9 protein-coding genes are annotated in these 13,471 nt (G+C 70.6%); 4 read left to right on the forward strand and 5 right to left on the reverse strand.

Translation table 11 applies throughout. The features are described from left to right. Positions 1–367, forward strand: a 367-nt coding sequence (locus GT042_RS03240; RefSeq protein ID WP_202532293.1) for a DUF485 domain-containing protein, incomplete at its 5' end; no start/stop codon positions are given. After that, complete coding sequence (locus GT042_RS03245) at positions 364–2,028, forward strand: cation acetate symporter (protein WP_161307181.1); 1,665 nt, start codon at positions 364–366, stop codon at positions 2,026–2,028. The genes GT042_RS03240 and GT042_RS03245, both read left to right, overlap by 4 nt. A 108-nt stretch (positions 2,029–2,136) precedes the next feature. On the opposite strand, the gene GT042_RS03250 is transcribed toward GT042_RS03245, so the two are convergent. Next, the gene (locus GT042_RS03250; RefSeq protein ID WP_161307182.1) at positions 2,137–2,820 is read right to left on the reverse strand and encodes a response regulator; all 684 of its coding nucleotides are present in this window, start codon (positions 2,818–2,820) and stop codon (positions 2,137–2,139) included. After that, a complete protein-coding gene (locus GT042_RS03255) occupies positions 2,817–4,484 on the reverse strand; it encodes a sensor histidine kinase (RefSeq protein ID WP_161307183.1) in 1,668 nt (555 codons plus the stop codon). The genes GT042_RS03250 and GT042_RS03255 overlap by 4 nt, the downstream gene beginning before the upstream one ends. Before the next feature lie 320 nt (positions 4,485–4,804). Between GT042_RS03255 and GT042_RS03260 the strand changes: the two genes are divergently transcribed. Next, positions 4,805–9,091, forward strand: a complete 4,287-nt coding sequence (locus GT042_RS03260) for a discoidin domain-containing protein (RefSeq protein WP_161307184.1) — start codon at positions 4,805–4,807, stop codon at positions 9,089–9,091. A gap of 200 nt (positions 9,092–9,291) precedes the next feature. Next, positions 9,292–10,335, forward strand: a complete 1,044-nt coding sequence (locus GT042_RS03265) for a LacI family DNA-binding transcriptional regulator (protein ID WP_161307185.1) — start codon at positions 9,292–9,294, stop codon at positions 10,333–10,335. 110 nt (positions 10,336–10,445) lie between these two features. Here GT042_RS03265 and GT042_RS03270 read toward each other — a convergent pair whose 3' ends face one another. The 3 genes from GT042_RS03270 to GT042_RS03280 are packed head-to-tail and all read right to left on the reverse strand — an operon-like array spanning position 10,446 to position 13,111. After that, positions 10,446–11,204 carry an ABC transporter permease gene (locus GT042_RS03270; protein WP_161307186.1) on the reverse strand — a complete coding sequence of 253 codons (759 nt, stop codon included), beginning with the start codon at positions 11,202–11,204 and terminating at the stop codon, positions 10,446–10,448. Positions 11,205–11,225: 21 nt separating this feature from the next. After that, a complete protein-coding gene (locus GT042_RS03275; RefSeq protein WP_161307187.1) occupies positions 11,226–12,044 on the reverse strand; it encodes an ABC transporter permease in 819 nt (272 codons plus the stop codon). An 11-nt stretch (positions 12,045–12,055) separates the two neighbouring features. After that, a complete protein-coding gene (locus tag GT042_RS03280) occupies positions 12,056–13,111 on the reverse strand; it encodes an ATP-binding cassette domain-containing protein (protein ID WP_161307188.1) in 1,056 nt (351 codons plus the stop codon). Between the last annotated feature and the right edge of the window lie 360 nt (positions 13,112–13,471).

Below are 13,471 nucleotides of genomic sequence, written 5' to 3' on the forward strand. Positions count from 1 at the left end.
GGACGGACCGCCGGCTGCCGGGCACGGCGCCGCCGGCCACAGCGCCGCCGACATCTACGGGGAGGTGCAGCGCGGCGCCGCCTTCCAGGAGGTGCGCCGCCGCTACCGCAGGTTTGTCGTCCCCGCCTCGGTCGCCTTCTTCGTCTGGTACTTCGCGTACGTGGTGGCGGCGACCGCCGCGCCGGAGTTCATGGCCAGGCCGGTGGTGGGCGCGGTGAACGTGGCGATGGTGGCCGGACTCGGCCAGTTCCTCTCCACCTTCCTGCTGACCTGGGCGTACGCGCGTCACGCCCGGCTGCACCGGGACCGGGCGGCGCTCGAACTGCGGTGGGAGACCCAGGAGATGACGCGGGGGACGGAGCGGTGAACGGCGACCACCAGACCCTGGCGCTGGTGCTGTTCAGCGCGTTCGTCGCGGTCACCCTGGGCATCACCACGTGGGTGAGCCGCCACCGCCGTGGCTCGGCGGAGGAGTTCTACGCGGGCGGCCGGCTGTTCTCGCCCATGGAGAACGGGTTCGCCATCGCGGGCGACTACATGTCCGCCGCCTCCTTCCTCGGGATCTCGGGGGTGATCGCCCTCTTCGGGTACGACGGCCTGCTCTACTCCGTCGGGTTCCTCGTCGCGTGGCTGGTGGTGCTCTTCCTCGTCGCCGAACTCGTGCGCAACTGCGGGCGGTTCACCCTCGCCGACGTGGTCGCCGCGCGGATGGACGAGCGCCCGGTGCGGATCGCCGCCGGTACGTCCTCGGTCACCGTCTCCGTGCTCTACCTGGTGGCGCAGATGGTCGGCGCGGGCAGTCTGGTGGCGCTGCTGCTGGGCGGTACGAGCGGGGCGGCGCGCGCGTGGACCGTGGTCGGGGTGGGCGCGCTGATGGTCGTGTACGTGTCGCTCGGCGGGATGCGGGCGACGACGTGGATCCAGATCGTCAAGGCCGTGCTGCTGATGGCGGGCGCGCTCGCGCTGACCGTGCTGGTGCTCGTCCGCTTCCACGGAAACGTCGACGCGCTGCTGAACACCGCCGTCGCGCACAGCGGCCACGGCAGGGAGTTCCTGTCGCCGGGGCTCAAGTACGGCGGGGACTGGGTCGCGCGCTTCGACTTCATCAGCCTCGGCCTCGCCCTGGTCCTCGGCACGGCGGGGCTCCCGCACATCCTGTCCCGCTTCTACACCGTGCCCACCGCCCGCGCCGCCCGCCGCTCGGTCGTGTGGTCCATCGGGCTCATCGGGAGCTTCTACCTGATGACGATCGTCCTGGGGTTCGGCGCGGCGGCGCTGGTCGGCTCGGACGCCGTACGGGCCTCGAACGCGGCGGGGAACACCGCCGTACCGCTGCTCGCCCTGGACCTGGGCGGCGGGGCGGGATCGACGGGCGGAACGGTTCTGTTCGCGGTGGTCGCGGCGGTCGCCTTCGCCACGATCCTCGCCGTCGTCGCGGGCATCACGCTCGCCTCGTCGGCGTCCGTCGCCCACGACCTGTACGCGTCACTGCGGCGCAAACAAGCCAAACAAGCCAAACAAGCCAGACGAGCCGCACACACCGACCAGGCCGACCAGGCCGACCAGGCCGACCAGGCCGAGCAGCGCAGCGAGGTCGCGGTCGCGCGGGTGGCGGCGGCGTGCATCGGCGCGGTGGCGATCGGGCTGAGCCTGCTGGCGCAGAACCTGAACGTGGCGTTCCTGGTCGGGCTGGCCTTCGCGGTCGCCGCCTCGGCGAACCTCCCCGTCCTGCTCTACTCACTGTTCTGGCGGAACTTCACCACCAGGGGCGCCGTCTGGTCGGTGTACGGGGGACTGATTCCGGCCGTTCTGCTCGTGGTGCTCTCGCCGGTCGTCTCGGGCGCCCCCGAGGCGATCTTCCCCGGCGTCGACTTCCACGTCTTCCCGCTCCAGAACCCGGGTGTGGTCTCGATCCCGCTGGGCTTCCTGGCCGGCTGGATCGGTACGGTCACCTCGTCGGAACCGCCGGACGCGGCGAAACACGCCGAGGCGGAGGTGCGGTCGCTGACCGGTGCGGGGGCGGTGTGAGCGGCGGGGATACGAGAGCGGTGTGAGCGGTGGGGGTACGGGAGCGGGCGCCCCGGAATCGAAGCCGTCCGAGGCGCGCGCCCCGGACGGGAAGCCGTCGCGCCGGCCTCAGCCGTGCGGCCACGCGTACCGGTGCTCCGGGCGGCCCGTCTCGCCGTACCGCAGCGTCAGCCGTACCCGCCCCGCCCGCTCCAGCAGCTTGAGGTAGCGCTGCGCGGTCTGCCGGCTCATGCCCGCCCGCGCCGCGATCTCCTGGGCGGAGAGCGGGCCCCCGGCGCCGAGGAGCACCTGGCGGACCACCTCCGCCGTGGTGGGGGAGTGGCCCTTGGGGAGAGCGGGGAGGGCGGGGACCGCGGACGCGGAGAGGGCCCCGAACATCCGGTCCACCTCGGACTGTTCGGCCTCCCCGCCGCTCTCCAGGGCGCGCCGCAGCGCCGCGTACGCCTCCAGCTTGGCCCGCAGGCCCGCGAAGGTGAACGGTTTGACCAGGTACTGGACCGCGCCGTGCCGCATCGCCGCCTGGACGGTGGCCATGTCACGGGCCGCCGTCACCATGATCACGTCGGTCTCGCGGCCCAGCCTCCGCAGTTCCCGTACGACCGTCAGCCCGTTCTCGTCGGGCAGGCCGTGGTCGAGCAGCACGAGGTCGACGGGGCGCTCGGCGAGCCGCGCGAGCGCCTCGGCGGCGGAGTGGGCGCGGGCCACGACCCGGAAACCCGCCACCTTCGCCACGTACGCCGTGTTGATCTCCACGATCCGGATGTCGTCGTCCACGACCAGTACGTCGATCACTCTTCCCCCGCTGTCACACGTTCTGTCGCCCGCTCGTCCGGCGTCAGCGCCTCCGGGAGGACCACGGTGAACTCCGCGCCGCCGTCCGCGGATTCACCCACCCGCACGCTGCCGCCCTGCCGTTCCGCGAGTCTGCGCACCAGCGCGAGCCCGAGGCCGCGCCTGCCGTGGGACGGCAGCGCCTTGGTCGACCAGCCCTCGGAGAAGACCAGTTCGCGCTGATGGTCCGGGACCCCCGGGCCGCTGTCGGAGACGCACAGCACGACCGTACGGCCCTCGGCCCGCAACTCCACCTCGATGCGCGCCCGCTCGGAGCCCGCCGCGGCGTCCAGGGCGTTGTCGACGAGATTGCCCACGACCGTGACGAGGCCCTGCGGGTCCACCAGCCGGTCCGGCAGGAAGGTCTCCGGGGAGAGCCGCAGCGAGACACCGCGCTCGGCGGCGACCGTCGCCTTGCCGACCAGCAGCGCCGCCGCCAGCGGATCGTGGACCCGCTCGGTGACCTGCTCGGCGGTGACCCGGTGCACGCCGACCACCTCGGTCACGAACTCGGCGGCCTCGTCGTGCATCTCCAGCTCCAGCAGTCCGAGCAGGGTGTGCATCCGGTTGGCGTGCTCGTGGTCCTGGGCGCGCAGGGCGTCGATCAGCCCCCGGGTCGCGTCCAGTTCCCGGCTCAGCTGCTCCACTTCCGTACGGTCACGCAGGGTGGCGACGGCGCCGCCGTCGTCCGTCGGCATCCGGTTGGCGACCAGGACGCGGCTGCCCCGTACGGTCAGCAGATCCTCGCCCCGTACACGCCCCGACAGGACGTCGGTGGTGCGTCCCTCGCCCAGCGCCTCCGCCAGCGGCCGGCCCGTCGCCTCGGGGCCGACGCCCAGGAGCCGCTGCGCCTCGTCGTTCATCAGCCGGATCCGGCCGGTGGGGTCCAGCGCGACCACCCCTTCGCGCAGGCCGTGCAGCATGGCCTCGCGCTCGGCGAGCAGGGCCGCGATGTCGGAGAAGGCCAGGTCATGGGTCTGGCGCTGGAGACGCCTCGCGATGAGGTACGCGGCCAGCGCGCCGGCCGCCAGCGCCCCGCCGGCGTAGGCGAGCAGCCCCGGGATCGCGGCGAGGAGCCGGTCGCGGACGCTGTCGTACGCGATGCCGACCGACACGGCTCCGACGATGTCCCCGGCGTCGTCGCGCAGCGGGACCTTGCCCCGCGCCGAGCGGCCCAGGGTGCCGCTGTCGATCTCCATGACGTGCTCGCCGGCGAGTGCCTTGCCCGGGTCGGTGGAGACGACCCGGCCGATCTGGCGGGTGTCGGTGTGCGACCAGCGGACCCCGCGCCGGTCCATGATCACGACGTACTCGGCGCCGGTGGCCTTCCGTATCCGTTCCGCCTCGGCCTGCACGGGACCGCCGCTCGACGGGCGCGAGCCCAGAAGCGCGTCGGCGACCCGCGCGGAGGCGGTGGTCTCGGCGATCGCGAGGGCCCGGCGCATCGCCTGGTCGTCCAGCTGCGCGCTGAGGGGGGCCACGAAGAGGCCGGTGGCGAGCACGGTCACCCCGGCGGCGATGGCCAGTTGCATCAGCAGTACCTGGGAGAAGACCCGGCGTGGCCGGCCGAACCGCCGTCGTCGCTCCGACGGCGCCAACCCCAGGGTGATCGGTCCGGCGCTCATGTGTACGAACGGTAGAGGGCCGGGCGGCCTTTCCGAAATTTCCACATTCACGCAAAAATCTTGCAAGGTTTGCAGATCACTTACGTTTCCCTGTTCGGGGGCCAGATCCCGGGTGTTGGCCTGCCCCGGGCACCAACTCGGGAGGCGGGCCGAGGGATTTGGTTCTGCCGGAGATGTGGACGGACTCGCATTTCTCTGCAACTCTCTGACCGCAAAACGCAAAAGACTCCGCTGATCAGTGCAGAAACGCTTGCCGATGAGGCAGGCAGCCAGAGCCGCGCCCTCGCCGCCCCCGCGCCGAGGCCGAAGATCGGGGATCCATGAGATCGCTACGCCGGAGATGGCGGTTCCTCTCCACCGCCGTTGCCACCAGTCTTCTGATGGTGGGCTGGCCGTCACTCGCCGCATCCGCGGCCGACGGCCCCAACATCGCCGCGGGGCGGACCGCGGCGGCCAACGCGACCACGGGCAACGGAACGGCCCGCAGTGTCACGGACGGCAACCAGTCGACCTACTGGGAGGGCAACGGCAAGTCCGCCCAGTGGGTGCAGTCGGACCTCGGGTCCAGCAAGCGGATCGACGAGGTGACGCTGAAGCTCCCCGCAGGGTGGGAGAGCCGCAAGCAGACCCTCTCGCTCCAGGGCAGTGACGACGGCACCAGCTTCTCCACGCTGAAGTCGTCCGCCACGTACTCCTTCAGCAAGGGAGCGGGCAACAAGGTCACCGTCGCCTTCCCCGCCACCAAGGCGCGCTTCGTCCGCGCCGACTTCACCGGCAACTCGGCGGGCAAGAAGGCCCAGCTGTCCGAGCTGGAGGTGCACGCCGCCGCGGCGGCCTCGGTGAACCTCGCCCTCGGCAAGACCCTCACGGCGAGCAGCTTCACCCAGGTCTACGGGCCCGGCAACGCCAACGACGGCAACAAGGCCACCTACTGGGAGAGCAACAACAACGCCTTCCCGCAGTGGATCCAGGCCGACCTCGGCTCGTCCGTCGGTGTCAACCAGGTGGTCCTGCGCCTGCCCGACGGCTGGGGCGCCAGGGACCAGACCCTCAAGGTCCAGGGCAGCACCAACAACAGCGCCTTCACCGACCTGACGGCGTCCAAGGCCTACACGTTCAACTCCGCCGGCGCGAACTCGGTGACGATCTCCTTCGACACCACCACCCAGCGCTACGTACGGATCCTCATCACGGCCAACAGCCAGCAGCCCGGCGGCCAGCTCTCCGAGCTGGAGGTCTACGGCCCCGAGACCGGTGACACCACGGCCCCGAGCGCGCCCACCGAGCTGACGTACACGGAACCGGCCTCCGGCCAGATCCGGCTGTCCTGGCGCCCGTCCACGGACAACACGGGCGTCACGGGTTACGACATCTACGCCAACAACACGCTGCGCAGCAGCGTCGCGGGCAACGTCACGACCTTCACGGACAACCAGCCCGCGAGCGCGACCGTCACGTACTACGTACGGGCGAAGGACGCGGCCGGGAACGTCTCCGGGAACAGCAACACCGTGACCCGCGCGGGCGCTTCGGGTGACACGCAGGCGCCGACCGCGCCCGCGAACCTCACCTTCACGGAGCCCGCCTCCGGCCAGGTCCGCCTGGCATGGGGCGCGGCGAGCGACAACACGGGCGTGACGGGCTACGACGTCTACGCCAACAACGTGCTGCGCGGCAGCGTCGCGGGCAACGTCCTCACCTACACGGACACCCAGTCGGCGGGCGCCACGGTCTCGTACTTCGTACGGGCCAAGGACGCGGCCGGCAACGTCTCCGTCAACAGCAACACCGTGACCAGGAACGGCACGCCGGGCACGGCCACCAACCTGGCCGTCGGCAAGCCGATCACCGCGTCCTCCTCGGTCTTCACCTTCGTCGCGGAGAACGCCAACGACAACAGCACGAGCACCTACTGGGAGGGCGCGGGCGGCAGCTACCCCAACACCCTCACGGTGAAGCTCGGCTCCAACGCCGACACCAGCTCCGTCGTCGTCAAGCTCAACCCGGACAGCGGCTGGGGACAGCGCACCCAGAACATCCAGGTGCTCGGCCGCGAGCAGAACGCCACGGGCCTCACCAGCCTGGTGGCCGCGAAGGACTACACCTTCACCCCGGGCACCGGCAACTCGGTGACCATCCCGGTCAGCGCGCGCGTCGCCGACGTCCAGCTGAAGTTCAACTCCAACACCGGCTCCGGCGCGGGCCAGGTCGCCGAGTTCCAGATCCTCGGGGACCCGGCGCCCAACCCGGACCTCCAGGTCACGGCCGTCAGCGCCAGCCCGGCGTCCCCGGTCGAGTCCGACGCGATCACCGTGTCGGCGACGGTACGCAACGCCGGCGCGCTCGCCGCCCCGGCCAGCACCGTCGACCTGCGGCTCAGCGGCACGAAGGTCGGCTCCGCCTCGGTGGGCGCCCTCGCGGCGGGGGCCTCGGCCACCGTCACGGCGAACATCGGACCGCGTGACTCCGGTACGTACCAGCTCAGCGCGGTCGCGGACCCGGCCAACGCGGTCGTCGAGTCGAACGAGACCAACAACACCTTCACCGGCGCCACCAACCTCGTGGTGCGCCCGGTCGACAGCTCCGACCTGGTCGCCGCCTCGGTCACCACCTCGCCGTCCTCGCCGTCGGCCGGCCAGACCGTCACCTTCTCGGCGACGATCAAGAACCAGGGCACGGTGGCCTCCGCGGCCGGCAGCCACGGCATCACGCTGACGCTGCTGAACTCCACGGGCGGCACGGTCAAGACCCTGACCGGCGCCTACAACGGCACGCTCGCCCCCGGCGCGACCTCCGCCACGGTGGGTCTCGGCACCTGGGCCGCCGTGAACGGCTCGTACACCGTCCGGGTCGTCCTCGCGGACGACACGAACGAACTGCCGGTCAAGCGCGCCAACAACACCAGCACCCAGCCCCTCTTCGTCGGCCGCGGCGCCAACATGCCGTACGACATGTACGAGGCGGAGGACGGGGTCACCGGTGGCGGCGCTCAGGTCGTCGGTCCCAACCGGACCGTCGGCGACGTCGCGGGCGAGGCCTCGGGACGCAAGGCCGTCACCCTCAACAACACCGGCAACTATGTGGAGTTCACCACCAGGGCCAGCACCAACACGCTGGTCACCCGCTTCTCCATCCCGGACTCCGCGGGCGGCGGTGGCATCAACTCGACGCTGAACGTCTACGTCGACGGCACGTTCCTCAAGGCCATCGACCTCACGTCGAAGTACGCGTGGCTGTACGGCAACGAGACCGGCCCCGGCAACTCGCCCGGCGCGGGCGGCCCCCGTCACATCTACGACGAGGCCAACATCCTCCTGGGGAGGACCGTTCCGGCGGGCAGCAAGATCCGTCTCCAGAAGGACGCCGCGAACACCACCACGTACGCGATCGACTTCATCAACCTGGAGCAGGCCACCGCGGTGGCGAACCCGGACCCGGCCACGTACACCGTGCCGACCGGATTCACCCACCAGGACGTCCAGAACGCCCTGGACCGGGTCCGGATGGACACGACGGGCAAGCTCGTCGGCGTCTACCTGCCGGCCGGTGACTACCAGACGTCCAGCAAGTTCCAGGTCTACGGCAAGCCCGTGAAGGTGATCGGCGCGGGACCCTGGTTCACCAGGTTCTTCGCCCCGGCCACGCAGGACAACACGGACGCCGGCTTCCGCGTCGAGGCCGCCGCGAAGGGCTCGTCCTTCACGAGCTTCTCCTTCTTCGGCAACTACACCTCGCGCATCGACGGCCCCGGAAAGGTCTTCGACCTCTCCAACGTCACCGACATCACGATCGACAACATCTGGAACGAACACACCGTCTGCCTCTACTGGGGCGCCAACGCGGACCGGATCACGATCAGCAACTCCCGTATCCGCAACACGTTCGCCGACGGGGTCAACATGACCAACGGCAGCACCGACAACCACGTCGTGAACAACGACGCGCGGGCCACCGGTGACGACGCGTTCGCCCTCTTCTCGGCGATCGACGCGGGCGGCGCGGACATGTTCAACAACGTCTACGAGAACCTCTCGGCGACGCTGGTGTGGCGTGCGGCGGGGCTGGCCGTATACGGCGGCTACCGCAACACGTTCCGCAACATCCACATCGCGGACACGCTCGTCTACTCGGGCATCACGGTCAGCTCGCTGGACTTCGGCTACGCGATGAACGGGTTCGGGACCGAGCCGACGACGATCGAGAACGTGTCGATCGTCAGGGCAGGCGGCCACTTCTGGGGCAGTCAGACCTTCCCCGGCATCTGGCTGTTCTCCGCCTCGAAGGTGTTCCAGGGGATCCGGATCAACAACGTCGACATCGTCGATCCGACCTACAGCGGCATCATGTTCCAGACCAACTACGTAGGCGGTCAGCCGCAGTTCCCGATCAAGGACACCATCCTCAACGACATCTCGATCACCGGGGCCAAGAAGAGCGGCGACGCCTTCGACGCCAAGTCCGGCTTCGGACTGTGGGCGAACGAGATGCCGGAGGCGGGTCAGGGTCCTGCGGTCGGTGAGGTCACCTTCAACCGTCTGAAGCTCAACGGGAACGCCGTGGACATCAAGAACACGACGCCCAACTTCAAGATCATCATCAACCCGTAGGAGGGTGGTGGAGCGGCCCTCCCCTAGGGCCCCCTAAGGTGATGCCGGCCGGAGTGATCCGGCCGGCATCGCGCTTGCCGGCGCTTGCGCGGCACTTCCCCGGCACTTTCCCGGAACGTGCTGGGCACTTGTCGGGCACGTGCTGGCCTCTTTACGCTGGGGAGCAAGCCGCTTGCAGCATTTGCGATAGTCTTGCGTGTATGACGCGACGACTTGCTCAGGTTGCTAAGAAGGTTGGGGTCAGCGAGGCCACGGTCAGCCGGGTTCTCAACGGCAAACCAGGTGTCTCGCAGTCCACGCGCCAGTCCGTCCTCACCGCGCTGGACGTCCTCGGCTACGAGCGCCCCACCCAGCTGCGCGGCGAGCGCGCGCGGCTCGTCGGCCTGGTCCTGCCCGAGCTCCAGAATCCCATCTTCCCGGCGTTCGCCGAGGTGATCGGGGGTGCGCTGGCCCAGCAGGGGCTCACGCCCGTGCTCTGTACGCAGACCAAGGGCGGGGTCTCCGAGGCGGACTACGTCGAGCTGCTGCTCCAGCAGCAGGTGTCCGGCGTGGTCTTCGCAGGCGGGCTGTTCGCGCAGGCGGACGCCCCGCACGACCACTACCGGCAGCTCGCCGAGCGCAAGATCCCGGTGGTGCTGATCAACGCGCCGATCGAGAACCTCGACTTCCCCTGCATCTCGTGCGACGACGCGGTCGCCGTCGAACAGGCCTGGCGCCATCTCGCCTCGCTCGGCCACGAGCGCATCGGGCTGGTCCTCGGCCCCTCCGACCACGTGCCGTCCCGCCGCAAGCTGGCGGCGGCCCTCGCGACCGCCAAGGCCGCCAGGGCGAAGCTCCCCGACGAGTACATCGAGCGGTCCATGTTCTCCCTGGAGGGCGGCCAGGCGGCGACGTCACGCCTGCTGGACCGGGGTGTCACCGGCATCATCTGCGCGAGCGACCCGCTGGCTCTCGGGGCGGTACGGGCCGCGCGCCGGCGCGGCCTCGACGTGCCCCGCGAGGTCTCGGTCGTCGGCTTCGACGACTCCGCCTTCATGAACTGCACCGAGCCCCCGCTGACCACGGTCCGCCAGCCCATCGAGGCCATGGGGCGGGCGGCGGTGGAGATGCTGACCGCGCAGATCCAGGGCGGCGCCGTGCCGCCGGGGGAGCTGCTGTTCGAGCCGGAGCTGGTGGTACGGGGCTCCACGGCGCAGGCCCCGAGGGCCACGGTGCGGGCCGAGGCGGCGGCGGCCCGCGGCTGAGCGGCGCCCCCGGCCACCGGCCAGGCCGACAACGCTGTCAACGGCGACATCTTTGTCGAACTCTTTCGTAACGCGCGTGAAATATTGCGTGCACTGTCCACGCCCGCCCCTCAGGTGCGCAGGATGCCCTCCAGCCGCCGTGCGGCCACCGCCAGGCCGAGGCCGCCCAGCGCGAGCAGATAGAGGGCGGGCAGGATCAGCCCCGTACCGGCCTCGCCCAGGAACGGGCCGCGCAGCAGCTCGATGCTCTGGTAGAGCGGCAGGCACTCCACCACGATCTGCAACGGGCGCGGATAGACACCCAGCGGGTAGAACGTCGTCGCGAAGAGGAACATCGGCAGCATCGCCAGCTGGATGAACTGGAAGTCCTGCCAGTCGCGCAGGAACGTCACCACGGCCAGGCCGACCGCCGCGAAGGCGAAGCCGATCAGCAGGGCGCCCGGGACCACCAGGAGCGCCCACGGGCTGTGGACGAGGCCGAACGCCGTGACGACGGCGAGGAATCCGACCGTCACCAGGGTGCCCCGCAGCAGCGCCCACGCGACCTCGCCGAGCGCGACGTCCCGTACCGTCATCGGCGTCGTCAGGATCGACTCGTACGTACGGTCCGTCTTCAGCTTGCCGAACATGTTGAAGGTCGTCTCGTTCATCGCGCCGTTCATGGCGGCCGTGGCGAGCAGTGCGGGCGCGACGAACTCCGCGTAGTCCACGGACGGGTCGGGCAGGCCGGGGATGTGGCCGACGAGCTGTCCGATGCCGACGCCGAACGACAGCAGGTAGAGGACCGGTTCGAAGACCTCGGCGAGCAGCAGCAGCCAGGTGTGCCGGTAGATCATGAGATTGCGTTCGACCATGGTCGCGGCCGGCATGGCGGTCCGCCTTTCTTCGCGTCAGGTGTGGAGTCGGCGGTGGTAGCGGCGCCGGGCCAGCAGGACGCCCGCCGCCGTCAGCGCGGCCAGCACTCCGGTGTGCAGCGCGGTGCCGCCCGGTGTGGCGGTGCCGAGCGCGAGCGCGCGGCACAGCTCCACGCCGTGCCACAGGGGGGAGAGGTACGCCAACGGCTCCAGCCGGTCGGGCAGTTGGGAGAGCGGGAAGAACGCCCCCGAGAACATGTACAGCGGCATGATGACGAAGCGGAACAGGGCCATCAGCCTGGCCTGCCGGTCGACCGTCACCGACCAGGCCGCGATGGGCGCCGCGAAGGCGAACCCGGCCAGGACGGCCGCCGGGACCACGGCGGGGGCCCGGGTGGGGGCGACCGCGCCGAAGGCGGTGGCGACGGCCGTGAACAGGGCGGCGCCGACCGTCAGCCGGACGAGGATGTAGAGCAGGTGCCCGTACAGGATGTCGGCGGGCCGCAGCGGGGTGGCCGCCGCCGCGCGGTAGTGGCCGCCGGGCCTGACCGACTCGTAGACGGGGCCGGCGGAGTCGACGAAGGCGTTCTGCATGCTCGCCGCGGCGAGGAGGCCCGGGGTGAGGAAGGCCAGGTACGAGCCGCCGTGCAGGGCGGGATCGGCGTGGTCGCCGACCAACTGGCCGAGTCCGACGCCGATGCCGGTCAGGAACAGCAGGGGATTGGCCACGCTGATCACGACCGTGCCGCGCCACGTGCGGCGCCAGAGGTGCAGCCAGTAGGAGAGCTCGCGCAGGGCGGGGTGGTGGCGAACGCCCTTGGGCGTGGGGGCCGTTGTGGATACGGGGACGGACATGGACGCGCCCCCTAGTCGACCAGGCTGCGGCCGGTGAGCGTCAGGAAGACGTCCTCCAGGCTCGCCCGGCGGACGAGTGCGGTGACGGGAGTGATCCCCCGGGCGTGGACGGCGGCCAGAGTGGCCTCGCCGTCGTCCGTGTGGAGGAGCAGCCGGTCCGACAACTCCTCCGCGTGGTCTACCAGTTCGCGGGCCTTGTCCACCTGGACCCGGTGCTCGGCGCGTTCGAAGCGCAGCTCCAGGACCTCGCGGGTGACGTACCGCTCGATCAGCGCGGCGGGGGAGCCCTCGGCGACGATCCGGCCGCCGTCCATGACCACCAGCCGGTCGCACAGCTGCTCCGCCTCGTCCATGTAATGGGTCGTCAGAATGAGGGTGACGCCGTTCTGCCTGAGCTGGAACAGCCGCTCCCAGAGCAGGTGCCTGGCCTGGGGGTCGAGGCCGGTGGTCGGTTCGTCCAGCAGGACGATCTCCGGTTCGTTGATCAGCGCGCGGGCGATGGTCAGCCGCCGCCGCATCCCGCCGGACAGCGCCTCCACGCGCTCGTCGGCCTTCTCGGTGAGCCGGGCGAACTCCAGCAGCTCGGCGGCGCGTTCACGGATCACCTTGCGGGGCAGCCCGAAGTAGCGGCCGTAGATGAGCAGGTTCTCCCGTACGGTCAGCTCGGTGTCCACGCTGTCGTCCTGCGGTACGACGCCGAGCCGGGAGCGGATGTGCGGGCCGTCCGTGGCGGTGTCGCGCCCGAGGACCCGCAGGCTGCCCCCGGAGGCCGGGGAGACGCAGGCGATCATGCGCATCGTGGAGGACTTGCCCGCCCCGTTGGCGCCTAGCAGGCCGAACGCCTCGCCCCGGCGGACCTGGAAGTCGATCCCGTCGACGGCGGTGAACTCGCCCCGGTCGCCCTTGGGCCGGTAGACCTTGCGCAGGGCGCGCGCCTCCACCAGCGGCCCGCCCGTACGGCCGTCCGGGCCGCCCAGTCCGTTGCTGTGGCCCTGGCCGTTCGTGTCGCCCTGGCCGTTCGTGTCGTTCCTGTCGTTCACGTCGTTCCGCTTGTCCGGTTCTGTCATGGGACCCCCCTCGCTGACAGCAACTTTTCACGTGGATGACGCAAAAGCCAGACATTTGACGGGCTCCCCCGGGAACCCGCTCCGAGCGCGAGGGACTTCCTCTACGTCGATCGGTCGGCGGCGGTCTAGCCGCGCTGCGTCGTTCTCCGTACGGCTGCCTGCCGGGCCTCCCGCCCGCCGCGGCACCCCGGGGCAAGCCGCTTGCGGTATCTGCGTAAAAATTGCGTCGGGCTCTCGCAGGATCCGCAAGAAATGTGAGCCCGCACACCCGCGGTGGGATGGCTGAAATCCCCTTCCGGGGAGGCCGGTTGAGGCTCGGAAGGCAGGTGGGGGCGGGGCTTCTCCGGTCGGTACGGGTCA

This window comes from Streptomyces sp. SID3212 (assembly GCF_009865405.1).
Lineage (GTDB): Bacteria > Actinomycetota > Actinomycetes > Streptomycetales > Streptomycetaceae > Streptomyces.

Excerpts from the sequence above, each read along its gene's own strand:
- GT042_RS03255 (WP_161307183.1), bottom strand. The coding sequence starts at position 4,484 with ATGAGCGCCGGACCGATCACCCTGGGGTTGGCGCCGTCGGAGCGACGA.
- GT042_RS03260 (WP_161307184.1), top strand. The coding sequence starts at position 4,805 with ATGAGATCGCTACGCCGGAGATGGCGGTTCCTCTCCACCGCCGTTGCC.
- GT042_RS03265 (WP_161307185.1), top strand. The coding sequence starts at position 9,292 with ATGACGCGACGACTTGCTCAGGTTGCTAAGAAGGTTGGGGTCAGCGAG.
- GT042_RS03270 (WP_161307186.1), bottom strand. The coding sequence starts at position 11,204 with ATGCCGGCCGCGACCATGGTCGAACGCAATCTCATGATCTACCGGCAC.
- GT042_RS03275 (WP_161307187.1), bottom strand. The coding sequence starts at position 12,044 with ATGTCCGTCCCCGTATCCACAACGGCCCCCACGCCCAAGGGCGTTCGC.
- GT042_RS03280 (WP_161307188.1), bottom strand. The coding sequence starts at position 13,111 with ATGACAGAACCGGACAAGCGGAACGACGTGAACGACAGGAACGACACG.